The sequence below is a fragment of the Xanthomonas campestris pv. phormiicola genome (genome assembly GCA_025666215.1).
GTDB lineage: Bacteria > Pseudomonadota > Gammaproteobacteria > Xanthomonadales > Xanthomonadaceae > Xanthomonas_A > Xanthomonas_A campestris_A.
Map to the genome: position 1 here is coordinate 4,347,798 of CP102593.1, position 18,423 is coordinate 4,366,220.

Below are 18,423 nucleotides of genomic sequence, written 5' to 3' on the forward strand. Positions count from 1 at the left end.
GCGCGCCTTACGCATCGTTGTCACGATACCTATGTCGCACCAATTCTACGAATGAGACCAATTTTGTGCAATGCGACATAACTGCGCCACGTTCTCATTTGCACGCCGCCTCCACTTTTCCGACGATCCGCATAACCCATTGATGCAGCTGCATTTCGGCGAAACCTGGCGGCGATGGCGAGGTGCCGCCATGGCTTACGCATGGCGAAACCAGCACCAGACGAATTTTCCGACAAAGGCTTGACATCGTTGTCATGGGCTCGTAAGAATCAGCCCACACGGGGATGGGGCCGCGCATACGCGGCGCAAAAGCGGGCGTGGGAGGCAGGTGATCGCAATGATCCGGACGCGCGAGTCGCGTGCCGTACTCGGCACGCCGTGGCACTCCCCGACGCGGTTGCGCGCCATGTTCGCCATCGGGGTCGGCGTACCGGCGGCGCAGCGGGCGGCATCGCCCAGGCCAGTGCCACACCGCTGCTGCCGCAGCCGCATCGTTTCCAGATCCACGGCGTGACGCAGTGCGTCCCGCCCGCGGCGGAACGCTGCACCAGGCATTGCAGCGCACCCGCAGAACCCGGCGGCCTTCGCGCCGGAAAGCGCGATGGCGGCGCCTTGCCCCTGGCCTCAGCCGCGACGAACGAAGCCGGAAGCTTCGGCGGCTACGGAAGCGGTCCGGAGCCAAAGCCCCTCCTCCAGTGCACCAGCAGGCTCGCCGCAAGTCATTGTGGGAGCGACTTCAGTCGCGACGCGCGAAGCGGCAGACCTGCCGAGTCTGGATGCAGTCGGGACTGAAGTCCCTCCCACAGTGCACCCAGCCAGGGTGCCGCAAGCGTTTTGTGAGCGGCTTCAGCCGCGACGAACGAAGCCGGAGGCTTCGGCGGTTGCGGAACCGGTCGAGGGCCAAAGCCCCGCCTCCAGTGCACCCGGCAAACCTCGCAGGCAGCCGAATTCCCACTTGCTTCGTGGGCAGCCTCAGCGGCGGTCGCGCCGCTTCGCCCCGGTCTCCCATCGCCACAGCAGATCGCGCAGCGGGGTCAGCGCGGTGGCTATGCCCGCCGCCACGCCCAGCGCATCGGCCAGCGCGTCGAACGGATCGGCCGAGCGCGTGGTGGTCCACGCGCCCTGCGCGAACTCGATGCCGATGCCGAGCAACAGCAGGCCCAGCGCCGCCCAACGCCAGGCGCGCGGCCCGGCGTAGACCTGCACCGCGCCTGCCGCGAGCAGCAGGTAGGCGGTGAAATGCTCGGCCTTGTCGGTGTCCGGCAGATCGGACAGCTGCGGCGGGTGCGGCATCATGCACACATAGATCAGCACCAGCACGCCCAGCCACCACAGCCCCAGCCACAGCCAGGGCCGGCGGAATGCGCGCACCGCCGCCATCACAGCCGCCAGGTCAGGTCGCCGACCAGGAACGCCGGCGCCAGCGACACATCGCGTTCGAAGCCCATCACCTGGAAGCGCTCGCCCATTTCGCTGGGCAGGGTCAGGCGCTTCACCTGCTCGCGCAGGCGCACGCGACCGCGTTCGTCGCTGCGCGCCTCGGCCTCGGCCAGCAGCGCATCCAGGCCGTTGCCGAGCAGGAAACTGGCCTGGGTGCAGTAGCCGCCCAGTTCGAAACCGGCGCCGGTGCCGGCCTCGGCCAGCGCGGTGAAGTCCACCGACGCGGTCAGGTCCTGCAGGCCCGGCCACAGATAGGGATCGGCATGCGTGCGGTGCCGGTAGAACGCGCGCAGGGTGCCGTCGTCGCGCTGCGGCAGGTAGAACTCGCCGCGCGGATAGCCGTAGTCGACGAACAGCAGCGCGCCGCTGCGCAGGCCGCCGGCCACCGCCTGGATCCAGTACGGCAGCTGCGGCAGCAGCTCGGAGCGGTAGCCGTCGGCGAACGGCGTTTGCAGATAGCGTTCGACATGCCGCACCGCCGCCGCCAGCAGCGGATCGGCCGGCTGCTCGCCGCGGCGGAAGCGGCCTTCGCCGTCCAGGGTCACGGTTTCCTCGAACACCTCGCCGTCGCGCAAGGTGAAGCGCGGCGTCGGCAGCGCATCGATCACCTCGTTGGCGAACAGCACGCCGTTCCAGTCGTCGGCGAACGGCCGGTCCAGCCACTCCACCAGGTCGAACACCGGCGGGATCAGCGCGCGCTGCAGGCGCGCGCGCTGGCGTTCGCGCAGGTCGGCGCTGGGCTCGAGGATGGCGTAGCGCTCGGGCAACGCGTCCAGCGCCAGCAGGCGCTTGAGCATCACCTCGGCGAACGCGCCGCTGCCGCCGCCCACTTCCAGCATCCGCGCCTGCGGCCCGAGCTGCTGCAGCACCGGGGCCAGCGCGTTGGAGACGGTGGCGGCGAACAACGGCCCCAGCTCCGGCGCGGTGACGAAGTCGCCGTCCTCGCCGAACTTGCTGCTGCCGGCGCTGTAGTAGCCTAGGCCCGGCGCGTACAGCGCCAGCTCCATGAAGCGCGAGAACGGAATCGCGCCGCCGCCGGCGGCGATCTCGGCGCGCAGATGCGCGGCCAGTCGATCGCTGTGGGCGAGCGCGTCGGCGTCGGGGGTGGGAAAGTCGATAGGCATGCGGCGCTGGATTGCGTGGACAATGCACAGCATAGCCGAGCGTGGAATGCACACATGACCGAGACCAAAGTCGCCCTGATCACCGGCAGCGCACGGCGCATCGGCGCCGGCATCGCGCGGCGCCTGCACGCGGCCGGCTATCGCCTTGCGCTGCACGCGCACACCTCGCAGGCCGAGCTGCAGGCGCTGGCGCAGGAACTGGAGGGCGTGCGCGCCGGCAGCACCCTGACCCTGCACGCCGACCTACGCGACGCCGCCCAGTTGCCGGCGCTGGTGGACCAATGCGTGCAGCGCTTCGGCCGGCTCGATGCGCTGGTCAACAACGCCTCCAACTTCTATCCCACGCCGCTGACCGAGGCCACGCCGGCGCAATGGGACGACCTGTTCGCGGTCAACGCGCGCGCGCCGCTGTTCCTGGCCCAGGCCGCGGCCGCGCCGCTGCGCGAACGCCATGGCGCGATCGTCAACATCACCGACCTGCATGCCGAGCAGCCGCTGCGCGCGCACCCGCTGTACAGCGCGGCCAAGGCCGCGCTGGCGATGCTGACCCGCTCGCTGGCGCTGGAGCTGGCGCCGCAGGTGCGGGTCAACGCGATCGCCCCCGGCGCGATCCTGTGGCCGGAGGCCGGCAAGGACAGCGCCGCGCAGCAGGCGCTGCTGGCGCGCACGCCACTGGCGCGGATCGGCCGGGTCGAGGAGATCGCCGAGGCGGTGCGCTGGCTGCTCGACGACGCCGGTTTCGTCACCGGGCAGACGCTGCGGGTGGATGGGGGGCGGGGGCTTTCTTGAGAGCCGGGACTGGGGACTCGGGACTGGGGACTCGGTGGTCATGAAAGCTGGCAGTGCCTCGCCCAGCGGACGCTCGGGACAGGAAGCCACTCCCAACACCTCCCCATCCCACAAATGCCGCCTTCATCGAGTCCCGAGTCCCGAGTCCCGGCTTCATCGAGTCCCGAGTCCCCAGTCCCGAGTCCCGGCTTCATCCAGCTCCACCACCTCGAACGCCTCGCCGAACTGCGCATGCGCCTGCCACAGCGCGCCCAGGCGGCGGCCGCTGAGCGGGTCGACGAAGTCGGCGGCGATGTCGGCCAGCGGTTTGAGCACGAAGGCGTGACGCAGTTCCGGGCGCGGGATGCGCAGGCGGCCGGGGCCTTCGACGATGCGATCGCCGTAGAACACCACGTCGATGTCCAGGGTCCGGTCGCTGAAACGCGGGCCGCTGCGGTCGCGCCCATGCGCGTCTTCCAGCGCATGCAGCCAGGCATCCAGCGGTCCCAGCTCCCACTCGGTCTGCAACGCCACGGCATTGTTCAGGAACGGTGGGCCGTCGAATCCGACCGCGGGAGTGCGGTAGGTCGGGGACACCGCGATCGGGCCGAAACGCTGACGCAGCGCACCTATCGCGGCAGGCAGATGCTGGTGCGGGCGCAGATTGCTGCCCAGGCTGAGGAGCACGGTGGTCATGCGATATTCGCGCATGCCGCGGCCGCGACCGTCAACGGGTAGCCAAGCCCGTCCCCCCCGCATAGAATCGAAACGCACTGAACTCCGGCAGCGACATGACTTATTGCGTAGGCATCGAAGTGGACGAAGGCCTGGTCTTCGCCGCAGACACGCGCACCAACGCCTCGCTGGACGACGTCCGCGTGCATCGCAAGCTGCATGTGTTCGAGTATCCGGGGCAGGCGGTGTTCGTGCTGATGTCGGCCGGCAACCTGGCCACCACCCAGCTGGCGATCTCCAAGCTGCAACGCGATGCGGACGATCCGGACGCGCCGCGCAGCCTGCGCTCGTTCAAGCACCTGTTCGAGGTCGCCGAGTATGTCGGCGAGGTGCTGGTGTCCAGCCAGGTCAAGCTGTCCGACCAGTCCCAGCACAGCGGCGTCAGCGTGCAGTCGACCCTGATCCTGGGTGGGCAGATCGCCGGCGAGCGGCCCGGGCTGTACATGATCTACCCGCTGGGCAACGCCATCGCCACCTCGCCGGAAACGCCGTACCTGCAGATCGGCGAGTCCAAGTACGGCAAGCCGATCCTGGACCGCATCATCCGCCCGGAGATGCAGCTGGAGGACGCCGCGCGCACCGCGCTGGTGTCGCTGGACTCCACCATCCGCTCCAACCTGTCGGTCGGCATGCCGATCGACCTGGCGGTGATCCGCCGCAACGACCTGCGCGTGACCCAGCGCCTGCGCCTGGAAGCGGACACGCCGCTGTATTCGGAAATCCACGACACCTGGTCGCGCAAGCTGGAGAACGCGGTGCGCACCCTGCCGCGCTTCCCCTGGGAGCCGGCGCTGACCACCGAAAGCGACACCGACACCCGCGGCGCCCTGCCGCCACTGCCGCCGCGCCGCGTCCCGGCCAGGCGCGACCCGGAAGACCAGTCGTCCCAGCAGTGAAGCTGGGAATGGGGAATAGGGAGTGGGGAATCGTAACGGCAACGGCAACAGCGCCTGACCGATGACCTCAGCGACAGCGGTGCCTTTGGCGTACGCGTTGGGGTGCAGGGATTCGCTTTTCCGATTCCCCATTCCCCATTCTCGATTCCCAGCCTTTAGCCACTCTCCAACGCATGCGCCACCGCGCGGAACACGCGCTGCATCTCCAGCGGCTTGCGCAGCACGTGCACGGCGATGTCGCGCGGGAAGTGATCGCGCTGCAGGGACGTGCCGGCATCTTCCAGCACGATCGCCGGGCCGCGGTAGTCCAGGTCCTGCAGCGCCAGCAGCAGGCTCACCGCCGACAGCAGGATGATGTCGCTGTCCACGATCACCAGGTCCGGCATGCCGTGTTCGCGCACCTCGCGCAGCGCCGCGGCGCCGTCGGAGGCCAGCTGCGGCTGGTAGCCCTGGCTGGACAGGGCGTTGCCGAGCAGCGACAGGCGCGTGGCCTCGCCGTCGACCAGCAACACGCGCTGGCCCCTGCCCATCGGCATCGCCGGCTCCGGCTCGGCCGAGGGCGCGTGGCCGCGCAGCGGGATCAGCAGTTCGAAGCAGGTGCCCACGCCCGGCGTGCTGTCCACGCCGATGCTGCCGCCGTAGCTTTCGACGATGCGCTTGCACGAAATCAGGCCCAGGCCGGTGCCGTCGGGCTTGGTGGTGAAGAACGGACTGAACAGGTGCGCCTGGGTCTCCGCGTCCATGCCCACGCCGCTGTCGCGGACCAGGATGCGTACCTGCTCGCTGCCGTCGGCGCCGATCGCCGGCGCGGCCGCAATGACCAGGGTGCCGCCCTCGGGCATTGCCTGGATCGCGTTCAGGCCGAGGTTGAGCAGGCACTGCTGCAGTTCGGTGTAGTTGGCCTCGATCGACAGTTCGGCGTCGGCCACCTCCACCTGCAGGCCGACCCGTTCGGGCAGGCTGCTCTTGAGCAGCATCTGCACCGCCTGGAACAGGCCGGCGATGGACACCCGCTCGCTGGGCGTGCGCGAGCCGCGCACGAACGACAGCATCGATTCGGCCATCTCGTGGCCGCGCCGGCCGCATTCGGCGATGACCTCGGCCAGGTGCCGCAGCTGCGGGTCGTCGCTGCGTCCGATCATCAGCTCCGGCACGATCAATAACGGCTGCAGGATGTTGCGCAGGTCGTGGCTGAGGCCGGCGGCGAGCATCGCCAGGCTCTCCAGCCGCTGCGCGCGCATCAGCTCGCCCTCGACCCGCTGCCGCTCGCGCTCGGTGCGCGCCTCGCGGATCGCACGCGCCACCGCCGACGGCAGCCGGGTCGGGTTGTGCTTGATGATGTAGTCGTTGGCGCCGTCGCGCAGCGCCTCCACCGCGGTCTCCTCGCCGATCGTGCCGGAGACGAAGATGAAAGGCACCTCGTTGCCATGCTCGCGCACCACGCGCAGCGCCTGGTGCCCGGAGAAGCCCGGCATGCTCAGGTCCGACAGCACGATGTCCGGCGCGAACTCGCGCAGCGCCTCGCGCAGCGCGGACTCGCCTTCCACGCGGTGCAAGGTCGCTTCCAGGCCAGCGTCCAGCAACTGGTCGGACAGCAGCTCGGCGTCCTCCGCGGAATCCTCGACCATGAGGATGCGGATCGGCCCGAGCTTGGTGCCGGTCATGGGCATGCGCGCTTACTCTTTGTCCGGCGCCTGGTTGATCAACGCCCAGAACGTGCCCAGCGTCTTCACCGCAGTGAAGAACTGGTCCACGTCCACCGGCTTGACCACGTAGGCATTGACGCCCAGGTCCCAGCTGCGGGCCAGGTCGCTTTCCTCGCGCGAGGACGACAGGATCACCACCGGCAGGCGCTTGAGCGATTCGTCGCTGCGCACCAGCTTCAGCACTTCCAGCCCGTCCATGCGCGGCATCTTGATGTCCAGCAGCAACACCGCCGGCAGGCCTTCCTCGCGATCGGCGTAGGCGCCGCGGCGCAGCAGGTAGTCCATCGCCTCCACGCCGTCTTCGACATGGACGATGGGGTTGGCCAGGCGCGCGTCGCGCAGCGCATCGACCGCCATTTCGGCATCGGCGGGGCTGTCTTCGGCAAGCAGGATGGTGCGGATGGCGGTCATGCGGTCAACTCGTTGGTAGGCGCTTCGAGCGCGGGTGGTAACACGAAATGGAAGGTCGCGCCCTGGTCCGGTGCCGCATCGGCCCAGATATGGCCGCCGTGGCGGGTCAGCACGCGACGCACGCTGGCCAGGCCGATGCCGGTGCCGGTGTATTCGCTGGCCTTGTGCAGGCGCTGGAACACGCCGAACAGCTTGGCCGCATAGGCCATGTCGAAGCCGGCGCCGTTGTCGCGCACGCTGAAGTGGTGGCTGCCGTCGGCTTGCAGCTGATAGCCGACCTCGATCACCGCGACCTCGCGCTTGGCGCTGTACTTGACCGCATTGCCGAGCAGGTTCAGCCACAGCTGGCGCATCATGTTCTCGTCGGCGACCAGGATCGGCAGCGGGCTGACGTTCCACTCGATGCGGTGGCCGCTGCCGGCGTGATCGGACTGGGAGTTGGCGTCCAGCACCGAGCGCGTCTCCGCCACCAGCGACTGCATGTCCACCGCCTGCAGGCGCAGCGCGCTGCGGCCCAGCCGCGAGTAGACCAGCAGGTCGTCGATCAGCGAGGCCATGCGCCGTGCCGAGGTGCCGATCACTTCCAGATAATGGCGGCTCTTCTCGTCGGCGTCGTCGCCGAGGTGGCGGGCCAGCTTGTCGGCGAAGCCGGCGACATGGCGCAGCGGCGCGCGCAGGTCGTGCGAGACCGAATAGCTGAAGGCCTCCAGTTCACGATTGACTTCGGAGACCTGCTCCACCTTGCCCTCGAGCTGCCGGTTCAGCACCTGGATGCGCTGCTGCGACGCCTTCTGCAGGCTGATGTCGCTGACCGTCATCAGCACCACCTCGTCCTCGCTGTCCGGCAGCGGCATGCGCCGCGCATTCAGCAGCATGGTGCGGCCGACGCTGTCGGCACCGGTCTGCTCGTGCTCGAAATCCCACAGCTCGCGCCCGCGCAGCAGCACGTCGGCCAGCCGCTGGCGAATGATCGGGTCCTGCCAGGCGCCGTCGCCGACATCGGCCAGCATCTTCGGCGCCTGCTCCGGGTCCAGCCCGTACAGCTCGCCGAAGGCGGCGTTGTGCATCAGCATGCGTTGATTGCCGTCCAGCAGCACGATCGGCTCGCGCACCGTCTGCAACACCGCGGCAGCGCGGGCATTGGCACGCAGCATGTGGCGTTCCGCGTCCAGGCGCCGGCCGATCTGCCGTTGCAGCAGCCAGATCACCAGGCCCAGCAGCAGCAGCTGCACCCCCAGCGACACCCAGCTGATCGCCGACGCCAGCATCCGCCGCTGGCCGGCATCGACAGTGCGCTCGGCCAGCAGCGCGTTCTCGCGCCGCTGCAGTTCGGCGACCAGGCCGCGGATCGGGTTGTCCGCGGTCATTTCCTGGATCAACCCGCGGATCCGCTGCGGGTCGCGGTTCTGCGCGATGCGCGCGGCAAGCAGGCTGCGACGCTCCAGGGTGCTCTGCAGGCGGCCGATGCGCACCTGCTGGTCGGGGTTGTCGCGGGTCAGCTCGACCAGGCGCGCGATGGTCGGCGCGATCGCGCCGCGCGACTCGTCGAAGCGCGCGCGCAGGATCGGCGAGTCGACGTCGTGCGACATCGCCAGCGCCGCCGACTCCATGTCGCGCATGTTCGCTTCCAACTTGCTCAACTCGGCGGTGACTTCCTGGCTGTGGCTGACCCAATCGGCCGCACGCAAGGTGCTGTCGCTCATCTGCCGCAACAGCAACGACGGCAGGATCACGATCAGGACCACCGCCAGTACCAGCAGCGGCAGGCGCCAGCGGTCCCAGGCGTCATGTTTGGCGGTGATCTGCATACCTGTTCTTGGAAGATGGAGACGGCAACGGGGCAGCATTGTCGCCGATCCCCCCGCAGGCACACGATGAATTATTCAGGTTTTGCGCAACTCCCCGCGCCACCTGAATGCGACTTTATCGCAACGGTTGGGTACAAAGAAATGGGCGGCTGTGCGCCGCCCATCGATGCCGCTGCGACTGCGCTCAGGATCAGCGTGCCGACACCCGGATCGCGCGGGCGGCGGCATCGTGCGTCGCGCCGATCAGCGTCCACGACGACATCCCCGCCCGTACCAGCAGGAAATCGGCATGACTGCGCAGGCGCGCGCGCTCGCCGACGGTCAGATCCCTGTCCAGGTCCTGCATCAGGTTGGCGAAAGCGCCCCAGAACCCGGCATCGTCGTGGAAGGTGACCAGCAGCATGCCCAGCCTGGATTCGAGCTGGCGCATCGCCAGCAGCAGGCAGGACGGTCGCGGCGGCGTGCCTGCCGGGAACGTCGCATCCAGCGCCTCGATCGACGCCGGTTGCGCGGCCGCGTGGCTGGGCGCAGCGGAAGAGTGAGCATCCAACATGGCAATTCGCCTGGTAGCTGACGTGGCTTGATGATGACTGAACGTGCGTCAATGCAATGCGAAACGTTGCCACGGCCTGGGCGATGCGTGCCCAAATGCGTGAGTGTCGCGCAAAAAAAAGCACTCCGAAGAGTGCGTCGTACATGGGGTGGCGGGGCGCGCCTCGTCTCGCGCCCCGCCGCCTTCATGGATCGCGATGATCAGTGCTTGGCCGCACCGCTCACTTTCAGGTTCTTCGAGTCCACCTTCTTGACCCCGTCGATCATCTTGGCGACCGACACCGCCTTGTCGCGCTGCGCCTTGCTCTCGACCGCACCGGTCAGCTTGACCGTGCCATTGACGGTCTCGACCTTGATGTCGGTGCCGGAGACGTCCTTGGTCGCGAGCAGATCGGCCTTGACCTTGGTGGTGATCCAGGTGTCGGTGACCGGCTCCTTGGACTCGTGCTTCATGCCATCGCTGTGGGCCATGGCGTCATGGTCCTTGCTGGCGCCGGTCGGCGGATCGACGGCGAGCGCCTGGCCGGCGGCCAGGGTCAGACCGAAGGCGAGTGCGGTGCCGAGCAGCGTGGGCGACGTGAACTTTTTCATGATGTCCTCCTCCCTTGAAGGTGTGTGGCGCAGTGTCTGCGCGGCGGCGTACAAGCGACGTGACCGGGAAATCGCGGCAGCGTGAAAGGCGTGCACGCCAGGTGAGGGCCTTTGCCGGGATACTGTCCGCCCCTGTACTGCCGCTCGCACGCCATGGATCAGACCTTCAATCTCGCCTTGCTCGGCTACGGCTTCGTCGGCCGCGTGTTCCATGCGCCGCTGATCGCGCACACCCCCGGCCTGCGCCTGCACACCATCGTGTCCAGCCGCCACGATGAAGCGGCCGCGGCCTATCCGCGGGCGCGCATCGTCGCCGACGCGCAGCAGGCCTTCGCCGATCCGCAGATCGATGCGGTGGTGGTGGCGACGCCGAACCAGACCCATGCGCCGCTGGCGCTGGCGGCACTGGCGCAGGGCAAGCACGTGCTGGTGGACAAGCCGTTCACCCTGGACGTGGCCGAGGCGCAGCAGGTCATCGCGCAGGCGCAACGCGCCGGGCGCATCGTCAGCGTGTTCCAGAACCGGCGCTGGGACGGCGACTTCCTCACCCTGCGCGCGCTGCTGCAGGCGGGCACGCTAGGCGAGGTCGCCGAATTCCATTCGCACTTCGATCGCCATCGCCCGCAGGTCGGCAACCGCTGGCGCGAGCATGCGCTGCCCGGCTCCGGAGTGTGGTTCGACCTGGGGCCGCACCTGCTCGACCAGACCCTGCAATTGTTCGGCCTGCCCGAGGCGATCCAGGTCGATCTGGCGCAGCAGCGCCATGGCGCGCAGGCCACCGATTACTTCCATGCCGTGCTGCGCTACCCGCGGCTGCGTGCGGTGCTGCATGCCGGCTCGCTGGTCGCGGCGAACGGGCTGCGCTTCGCCGTGCATGGCGAACGCGGCAGCTACCTCAAGCATGGCCTGGACACGCAGGAAGCGCAGTTGCGCGCCGGCCTCACCCCGGCCGCGCCGCAGTGGGGCGAGGATCCGCTCGCCGGCCAGCTGACCCTGGTCGCCGACGACGGCAGCGCCGCCACGCACGCGCTGCACACGCAGCGCGGCGACTATCGGCACTGCTATGCCGGCTTCCGCGAGGCGATGGCCGCACGCGCCCCCGCGCCGGTGGACCCGGCGCAGGCGCTGGCGGTGATGCGCTTGCTCGAACTCGGCCAGCGCAGCGCCGCCGAGGGCCGCACGCTGGCGCTGGACTGAAACGCCGCGACTGCTTATCCGGCGGCGGTGCCGGACCCAGGCGCGGCCGGCGTTTCGTGCTTGATCGCGTGCCCGCCGAACTGGTTGCGCATCGCCGACAACAATTTGTCGGTGAACGAATCGTCGTCGCGCGAGCGCAGCCGTTCCAGCAGCGACAGGGTGATCACCGGCGCGGCGACGTTGAGGTCGATCGCCTCGGCCACCGTCCAACGGCCCTCGCCGGAGTCTTCCACGTAAGGCGCGATCCCGGCCAACGTGGGGTTGTCGCCCAGCGCATCCGAACACAGGTCCAGCAGCCACGAACGCACCACGCTGCCCTGGCGCCAGACCTCGGCGACCTGGTGCAGGTCCAGCGCGAATTCCTGCTTGCGCGCCATCAGCGCGAAGCCTTCGGCATAGGCCTGCATCATGCCGTACTCGATGCCGTTGTGGACCATCTTGGCGAAGTGGCCGGCACCGCTGGGACCGACCCGGCCCCAGCCGGCATCGACCGCCGGCGCCAGGGTGGCGAACAGCGGATCGAGCCGGCTCACCGCCGCTTCGTCGCCGCCGATCATCAGGCTGTAGCCCTCCTTCAGCCCCCACACGCCGCCGCTGGTGCCGCAATCGACGTAGGCGATGCCGTGCGCGGCCAGCTCGGTGGCACGGCGCATCGAATCCTTGTAGTACGAATTGCCGCCGTCCACGACCACGTCGCCCTCGGCCAGCAGCGGCAACAGCGCGGCCAGGGTGTCGTCGACGATCTTGCCGGACGGCACCATCAGCCACACCGCGCGCGGTGCCGGCAGCGCCGCGACCAGCGCCGCCATCGTGTCCGCGGTCTCCACGCCGCGCTGCTGCGCCGCGCTGCGCGCCGCCTCGCCCAGGTCGAAACCGACCACGCGATGGCCGCCACGCACCAGCCGCTCGGCCATGTTCGCGCCCATGCGGCCCAAGCCTACAAGTCCCAGTTCCATGCGTCTGTCCTAGCTCGAAGTGAGGGACGCTAGGGTCGCACGAAGCGCCGCGCCGCGGCTGACGCGCAGCTAAGGCGATGGCCTCTGTGCGGCCCGCGCACAGGCCTGCAACTGGTCGTCGCGCCAGCGCCGGTACAAGGTGGTATGCAGGTTGTGCAGGGTCAGCTCGATCGCGAACGGCGTGCGTGGATTGCGGTCCAGCAGGCGCGCCACGTGGTAGCCGATCGGCTTGCTGCCCATGGGATGCACGTACACCTCGAAGCCGCGGTAGAACGGGTCGTCGAGCAGCGCATCGAGTTGCGCCAGGACACTGCGTTGCGCCGGCGACAACGTCGCGCGCAGGGTGGGATCGTGCTCGAACAGCAGCTTCTCGAAGCGCTCGCGGCCGCGCCCGCGCAAGGCCTGCGCCAGTTCCCAGATGCGCCGGTTGCTGGCGTCGTAGTAGGCGAAGCCGCCATGCCGGCGCAACGCCGCCGCCGCCTCGGCGCTGACCGCGACGACCACGAAGTTCTCCGCCTGGTTGTTGATGTCGTCCAGGTAGCGGCGTTCGAACACGTGGGCGATGAAGCCGGGTGCGCCGAGGAAGGCGGCGCCGCCCAGTTGCGAGGTCTTGGCGGCCTTGCCGTCGGCGAAGAACTCGCCGGCATGCGCGCCGAGCAGGATGCTGTCGGTGTCGTGCAGGGTGAGGAAGGTGCCGATCGACAGCTCCCCGGCACTGAACGCGCGATCGAAGCCGGCATCGCCGTACAGCTCGCGCTGCGTGGCCAACTGCGCGATCTGCCGGCCGACGCCGCATTCCGAGCGCACATGGCCGCTGTAGAACGCCTCGACCGCGCGCGCATTGCCCTGCGCCGGACGATAGCCGCGGCCGAAGCTGCGGAAGCGCTGCCAGCCCTGCCGGCGCGCGCCGCCCGGACCGAAGCCGATCCAGCCCAGTTGCAGCGCGCTGAAGCGGTAGCCGGGATTGCCCTGCAGATGCGCTACCGCGCGCTGGGTGGCCGCGCCGAGCAGCAGGAAATAGCCGCACTGCGTGGCCGGCGTGTCCAGCAAGTCGCGCAGGGCGTGGCGCCGTTGCGCCTCGCTCCACTGCGCCGGCAACGCCGCCTGCAGGTCGCCGTGCGCCTGCGCATCGGCCAGCGAGGTGCGCGCGCACGGCGTGCCCGGCAGCAGCCGCGGCTGCGCGGCAGGCGTGCTGTCGATGCGCCAGCCGAGCTGCCGCAGCAGGGCGGCAAGGCAGTCGGCGCTGGCCTGGTCGGCCGCTTGCGGCGGCGCGGCGAGCGCGCTGCCGGCGGCCAATGCCAGGGTCAGCAGCAAACGGGCGGCAAAACGGCGGCGGCGCGGGGGTTGCATCGCAGTCGGGGCGGTCATGGCGCGAGCATGGCAGATGCGCAAGAGCGGAGAGGCAGGACGTTGCGGATGCGCAGCGTGCCGCGCACGTCGTGCATGCGCCGCGAAGCCGCATGCAGGCGTTCACTCGGCGGCAATGGCGGCCCACCCTACACTGCCGCTCCCCCGTTCGCGGAACTCTCCTCATGCATGTGCTCGTCACCGGCGGCACCGGATTCATCGGCCGCGCACTGTGCCCTGCCCTGCTCCAGGCCGGCCATCGGGTCAGCGTGCTCAGCCGCGATCCGGCGCGTGCGACGCGGACGCTGCGCGGCGTGCAGGCGCTCGACGACCTGCAGGGCGCGGCGCCGACGGACGCGGTGATCAATCTCGCCGGCGAACCGCTCAGCGATGGCCGCTGGAACGAGACCCGCAAGCGCCGCTTCCGCACCTCGCGCATCGGCACCACCCGCGCGCTGCTCGACTGGATCGCGCAACTGGACGCGGCGCAGCGTCCCGCGTGCCTGCTCTCCGGCTCGGCGATCGGCTACTACGGCGACCGCGGCAACGACCTGCTCGACGAACGCAGCGCGGCCGGCGCGGATTTTGCCGCGCACCTGTGCCGCGACTGGGAAACCGAGGCGCTGCGTGCGCAGGCGCTGGGCGTGCGCACCAGCCTGGTCCGTACCGGGGTGGTGCTCGGCCGCGACGGCGGCGCGCTGGCGCGGATGCTGCCGCCGTTCCGGCTCGGCCTGGGCGGGCGCATGGGCGACGGCCGGCAATGGATGAGCTGGATCCATCGCGACGATCACGTCGGCCTGCTGCTGTGGCTGCTGCAGCACGGCGGCGACGGCGCCTACAACGCCACCGCCCCGACCCCGGTGACCAATGCCGATTTCGCCCAGCAGCTCGGCCAGGCGCTGCACCGGCCGGCGCTGCTGCCGGCACCGGCCGCGGCGCTGCGCCTGGCCTTCGGCGAGATGACCGACCTGCTGCTGGGCAGCCAGCGGGTACTGCCGACCCGCGCGCAGCAGGAGGGCTACGTGTTCCGCTATCCGGAGCTGGGCGCCGCGCTGGGTGCCGTGATCGACGGCTAACGCATCATTCGCCGACGATCTGCAACCTGTGGGAGCGACTTCAGGGCACCTCCAATACCCCCCAAAGAACTCGGCTCGCTCGCAAGTCATCGATGCGCATAGCGTGCAATTTTGGGAGTGAGCTTATTTGGAGGTGCCCTGAAGTCGCTCCCACAAAAACGCGCTGTCGCCTGAGAAAGCGGCATCGCGCAGTGGCGCTCGGCACGCCACACGCCGCCAGCGCTGCATCGCTCCCAACGATCCGCACACGCAACCGCATCCCTCGACAACGCAAAACGCCCCGGCGGATGCTGTCCGCCGGGGCGTTTGGGGTTGCTTTTGCCGAGCGCGCGGCGATGGCCGAGCGCGGCGTGGCCTCAGTAGCGCGTGCAGACGGTCTCGACGCGACGGTTGCCATTGGACTGCTGGCGCTGGCCCTGGATATAGCGCCCGGTGGCGCCGCCGGCGACCGCGCCGCCGACCGTGGCCAGCTTCTTGCCGTCGCCCTTGCCCACCTGGTTGCCGAGCAGGCCGCCGATCGCCGCACCGGCCAGGGTGCCGCCGATGCGGTTGGGGTCGGTATTGTTCTTCTGCACCGTGACCTTCTTGCAGTGCACGCGGGTGCCGTCGTTGAAGCGGCGCCCGGCGTCTTCCGGTCCGTAGTGGCGCTGCGCCTGCGCCAGCGGCGCGGCAGCAGTGGCGACGGCGAGCACGGCGAGACACAACGCGGATTTGAGATTGTTCATGCTGGTTGCTCCTGGGTGGCGGAGCCGATGCCTGCTGCAGGCATCGCACTCTCGACAGGGGCCACCTTTGCACCGCGATTGCGAATGAACCGTGAAGCGAAATGCCCTCTATTCAGCTTCCACAGCCGCGGATGAACGCGTGCCTCAGCGCGGCGTGCTGCCGTCGTCCACCGCAGGCGTGGGCGTGGCGTCCGCCACCGGCGTCGGCACTGCCGCCGGTGCAGCAGGTTCAGACGCAGGCGCAGGCGCCGCCGCGGCAGGCTCGTGCCTGGCCGCTGCCGCCGGCGGCGGCTCGGTCGCGGCCGGCTTGGCCTTGGGCAGGTATTGCGCCATGAGTTCGAAGAAACGCTTGTAGAAATCGCCGTCCTGCACCGTGCTGCTGGCTACGCGCACCAGCGAGTCGTCGCTGCTGCCGACCGGCAGCGACACCGAGCCGAGCACGCCGACGCCGACGCTGGCCGAGGTCGCGCTCTTCTTCAGCGCATAGCGGTCCTGCAGCGCGCTGACGAACACCCAGGACTCGTCCTGGCCGTGCGCCACGCACGACACGCGCAGCTCCAGTTGCTCGTGCGACTCCTGGTTGGGCTGGAAGTTCTTGGTGCCTTCGACCGCATCGGCGGTGGCCTTGGCCACCACGTAGCCCTGGCTCAGCAACGCGCGCCGCGCCGATTCGCAGGCCTGGCCCGGCTGCACCGGATAGCTGCGCGAATAGGTGTTGTCGGAGTTGAAGGTCTCCTTCACCAGATTGTCCTGCTTGCGGGCGAAGCAGCCGCTCAGGCCGATCGCGACCAGCACGAGCGCAGGAAAGGCGAGGACGTTGGACGAAGCGGACATGGCCGTGGACCGAAAGGAAGGAACCGGCCAAGGATAGCCGCAAGCGTGTCGAGGCGGCCTTGATGCCGCCACCCGCGCTCATCCCGCGGTTAGCGAGCCCGGCGCCGGCTGCAGCGACAGGTCCAGCCGCAGCAGGCCGCCGCCGCGGTCGCGGCGTTCGGCGCGCAGGTAGTGGTGGGCGTCGAGCAGCGCCAGCGTCGGCGGCGCCGCCAGCGGCTCGCCCCACAGGCTGAGCGCGAAGCCGCGCGTGCGCAGCCAGTCCAGCAGCCGCTGCAGTTGCAGCAGGTCGCGCGGCAGCAGCAGGTCCACGTCGCCGGGCGGGCGCGGCGCCGCGCGCGGGTCGGCGAGCCACAGCGGATAGCTGCCGTGGACCGCGTAACCGAACCCGTCCGCATGCAGCGCAGCCAGCAGGTGCGCGCTGCCGGCCAGGTCGATCGGCTCGCGCCGTTTCTGGAAGATCAGCGCGTACTCGTGGCTGCGGTCGCTGTGCGTGTCGCCGGGCGACAGCGACTGCGCGGTCTGGCGGGGATAGCACAGCACGCGCTCGGCGCAGGGCACGAACAGGCTGCCCAGTATCCGCGCCAGGTCCCAGGCCTGCGGCACGCACACGCCGCCGATCTCGACGTTCTCCACCATCGCGATGCAGAAGCCGTCGTCGCGCAGGCTGCGGCGCAGCGCATGGAACACCGCGCGCAGTCCGCGCAGGTAAGCCGCGTAGTCGGGGCTGGCATACAGCTGGCCCGGTGCCGTGGCGCCCGGCCAGTCGCAACCGAAGTACGGCACGTTGGTCAGGCACAGGTCGATCGGCTGCTCCAGCGCGAGCTGCGGCAGCGCGCCGACCCGCACCTCCGCGCGCAGCCCGAGCCGCTGCAGACGCTCGCGGGCCAGCGCCGCGCGCGCCGCGTCGATCTCCAGTCCCAGCCCGCGCCGGCCCTCCAGGCCGGCGGCGAGCAAGGTGCTGCCGAAGCCGCAGAACGGATCCAGCACGCAGGCGTCCGGCGCGCTGAACTGGCGCACGAACGGACGCATCTGGCTGACCCAGCCGCAGTCGCGCGCACCCAGCGGATCGCGCCGGCGCAGGTCCTCGGGCAAGCGGTGCTCGGGCGGGTCCGGCGGCGGCGTCCACCAGCTGCGGCTATCCATGCTCTCCACGCCCGGCCTGCCACAGCAGATCGCGGTCCGGTTGCCAGCCCGCGCACAGGCGGCCGTCGGCGAAGAACACCAGCTTGTAGATGTCGCCGCTGTCGTGGCGCGCCTGCATCGCGGCGTAGTCGGAGGTCTCGAACACCACTTCCAGGCCGTCGGCGGTGGCCATGCGCAGGTTCCAGAAGTAATAGCCCTCGGTGATCTGCAGCGGCCGCAGCGTGCGCCACCACGGCGTGGCCATGCACGCAGCCACGACCTGCTCCACGCCGACCCGCGCCTGCGCCAGATAGCGCTGGGTGCCGCCGGCGCGGTAGCCGTCGCCCAGCCGCGAGAACTCGCGGAAGATCACCGTGGTCGCGCCGCACTGGCGTGCCCAGCACAGATAGCCGGCGACGCCGTCGGCATCGGCGATGCCGCCGTGCTGCAGGATGCACACCAGGCGCAGCGGCAGCGCGGCGGCGATGCGCTGCGCGGTGGCGACGAACACCTGCGCATCGGCGATCGCCTCGCCGTCGCGGAAGCGCATGATCGCGTCGTTGCCGGCCTGCTGCGGATGGTGCCGCGACAGTTCCACCCACGACAGCCGGAAGCGTTGCAGCGCGTCCAGCAACGCATCGCCGCGGGCGCGGGCGAAGCCGGCGCCGTTGCTGTACAGCACGCGCTGCTCGACCAGCAATCCCTCGCGTTCGGCCTCGCCCAAGGTCTGCAGCAGCTGCAGGAACCAGGCTTCGTCGTCGGTCATTTCCAACCCCGACAGCGACTGCGACAGCGGCAGCCCGGACAGCTGCGCCAGGCCCTGGCGCAGCATCGCGAAGTAGTCCGGCGGCGGCCGCAGGCTGGCCGCGGCGGTGCCGCCGGCCTGCGGGCGCAGCGTCTCCGAACAGAACCGGCAACGCGCCGAACACGGCCGCACCGACGCGTACGGGGTGAAGGTGACCGGCTGCGCGACGCGGTAGTCGCGGCCGCCGATGCGCTGCACCCGCCAGCGCGCGGCATCGGCGGCGGCCGGCACCCGCCATTCCAGGTGCGGCATGCCGGCGCGCAATGCGGCGAACAGCGGCGAGGCGCCGCTCAGCGGCGGCGCGAACTCCATGCTGGCGTCCATGCCGGC

The 18,423-nt window shown here is 69.9% G+C and carries 18 protein-coding genes; 4 read left to right on the plus strand and 14 right to left on the minus strand.

The genetic code is table 11. The features are described from left to right. Positions 1–972 precede the first annotated feature (972 nt). Positions 973–1,380, minus strand: coding sequence for a VanZ family protein (locus NRY95_18310; GenBank protein ID UYC15633.1), 408 nt, complete (start codon positions 1,378–1,380; stop codon positions 973–975). Then, positions 1,380–2,564 carry an SAM-dependent methyltransferase gene (locus NRY95_18315; GenBank protein UYC15634.1) on the minus strand — a complete coding sequence of 395 codons (1,185 nt, stop codon included), beginning with the start codon at positions 2,562–2,564 and terminating at the stop codon, positions 1,380–1,382. The genes NRY95_18310 and NRY95_18315 overlap by 1 nt, the downstream gene beginning before the upstream one ends. A gap of 54 nt (positions 2,565–2,618) precedes the next feature. Here NRY95_18315 and NRY95_18320 point away from each other — a divergent pair, with 54 nt between their 5' ends. After that, on the plus strand, positions 2,619–3,353 hold the full coding sequence (locus tag NRY95_18320; protein ID UYC15635.1) for a pteridine reductase: 735 nt from the start codon (positions 2,619–2,621) through the stop codon (positions 3,351–3,353). A 153-nt stretch (positions 3,354–3,506) separates the two neighbouring features. Here NRY95_18320 and folK read toward each other — a convergent pair whose 3' ends face one another. Then, entirely contained in the window at positions 3,507–4,028 is a 522-nt protein-coding gene (gene folK, locus NRY95_18325) for a 2-amino-4-hydroxy-6-hydroxymethyldihydropteridine diphosphokinase (GenBank protein UYC15636.1), read from the minus strand. A gap of 95 nt (positions 4,029–4,123) precedes the next feature. Here folK and NRY95_18330 point away from each other — a divergent pair, with 95 nt between their 5' ends. Continuing rightward, complete coding sequence (locus NRY95_18330) at positions 4,124–4,963, plus strand: 20S proteasome subunit A/B (GenBank protein UYC15637.1); 840 nt, start codon at positions 4,124–4,126, stop codon at positions 4,961–4,963. Between the two features lie 155 nt (positions 4,964–5,118). Here the strand turns inward: NRY95_18330 and NRY95_18335 are convergent, their stop codons facing one another. The 5 genes from NRY95_18335 to NRY95_18355 all read right to left on the minus strand — a co-directional run bounded on the left by NRY95_18335 (position 5,119) and on the right by NRY95_18355 (position 10,031). Beyond that, on the minus strand, positions 5,119–6,633 hold the full coding sequence (locus NRY95_18335; protein ID UYC15638.1) for a response regulator: 1,515 nt from the start codon (positions 6,631–6,633) through the stop codon (positions 5,119–5,121). Between the two features lie 6 nt (positions 6,634–6,639). Then, positions 6,640–7,080 (minus strand): response regulator, encoded by a 441-nt coding sequence (locus NRY95_18340; protein ID UYC15639.1) that lies wholly within the window; start codon positions 7,078–7,080, stop codon positions 6,640–6,642. After that, positions 7,077–8,888 (minus strand): ATP-binding protein, encoded by a 1,812-nt coding sequence (locus NRY95_18345; GenBank protein UYC15640.1) that lies wholly within the window; start codon positions 8,886–8,888, stop codon positions 7,077–7,079. The genes NRY95_18340 and NRY95_18345 overlap by 4 nt, the downstream gene beginning before the upstream one ends. Before the next feature lie 190 nt (positions 8,889–9,078). Beyond that, a complete protein-coding gene (locus NRY95_18350) occupies positions 9,079–9,441 on the minus strand; it encodes a hypothetical protein (GenBank protein UYC15641.1) in 363 nt (120 codons plus the stop codon). 200 nt (positions 9,442–9,641) lie between these two features. Then, entirely contained in the window at positions 9,642–10,031 is a 390-nt protein-coding gene (locus NRY95_18355; protein ID UYC15642.1) for a BON domain-containing protein, read from the minus strand. Positions 10,032–10,184: 153 nt separating this feature from the next. Between NRY95_18355 and NRY95_18360 the strand changes: the two genes are divergently transcribed. Then, complete coding sequence (locus NRY95_18360) at positions 10,185–11,228, plus strand: oxidoreductase (GenBank protein ID UYC15643.1); 1,044 nt, start codon at positions 10,185–10,187, stop codon at positions 11,226–11,228. A gap of 14 nt (positions 11,229–11,242) precedes the next feature. On the opposite strand, the gene gnd is transcribed toward NRY95_18360, so the two are convergent. Together gnd and NRY95_18370 are read right to left on the minus strand one after the other, a co-directional pair. Then, a complete protein-coding gene (gnd, locus tag NRY95_18365; GenBank protein UYC15644.1) occupies positions 11,243–12,184 on the minus strand; it encodes a decarboxylating 6-phosphogluconate dehydrogenase in 942 nt (313 codons plus the stop codon). A gap of 69 nt (positions 12,185–12,253) precedes the next feature. After that, entirely contained in the window at positions 12,254–13,552 is a 1,299-nt protein-coding gene (locus NRY95_18370; protein UYC15645.1) for a hypothetical protein, read from the minus strand. A 164-nt stretch (positions 13,553–13,716) separates the two neighbouring features. Here NRY95_18370 and NRY95_18375 point away from each other — a divergent pair, with 164 nt between their 5' ends. After that, positions 13,717–14,607: a TIGR01777 family oxidoreductase gene (locus NRY95_18375; GenBank protein ID UYC15646.1), complete on the plus strand. Its 891-nt coding sequence runs from the start codon at positions 13,717–13,719 to the stop codon at positions 14,605–14,607. 356 nt (positions 14,608–14,963) lie between these two features. Here NRY95_18375 and NRY95_18380 read toward each other — a convergent pair whose 3' ends face one another. The 4 genes from NRY95_18380 to NRY95_18395 all read right to left on the minus strand — a co-directional run bounded on the left by NRY95_18380 (position 14,964) and on the right by NRY95_18395 (position 18,417). Then, the gene (locus NRY95_18380) at positions 14,964–15,332 is read right to left on the minus strand and encodes a glycine zipper 2TM domain-containing protein (protein UYC15647.1); all 369 of its coding nucleotides are present in this window, start codon (positions 15,330–15,332) and stop codon (positions 14,964–14,966) included. Between the two features lie 144 nt (positions 15,333–15,476). Beyond that, a complete protein-coding gene (locus NRY95_18385) occupies positions 15,477–16,166 on the minus strand; it encodes a DUF2242 domain-containing protein (GenBank protein UYC15648.1) in 690 nt (229 codons plus the stop codon). A gap of 78 nt (positions 16,167–16,244) precedes the next feature. Continuing rightward, on the minus strand, positions 16,245–17,318 hold the full coding sequence (locus tag NRY95_18390) for a DNA methyltransferase (GenBank protein UYC15649.1): 1,074 nt from the start codon (positions 17,316–17,318) through the stop codon (positions 16,245–16,247). Next, complete coding sequence (locus tag NRY95_18395; GenBank protein ID UYC15650.1) at positions 17,302–18,417, minus strand: hypothetical protein; 1,116 nt, start codon at positions 18,415–18,417, stop codon at positions 17,302–17,304. The genes NRY95_18390 and NRY95_18395 overlap by 17 nt, the downstream gene beginning before the upstream one ends. Positions 18,418–18,423: the final 6 nt, after the last annotated feature.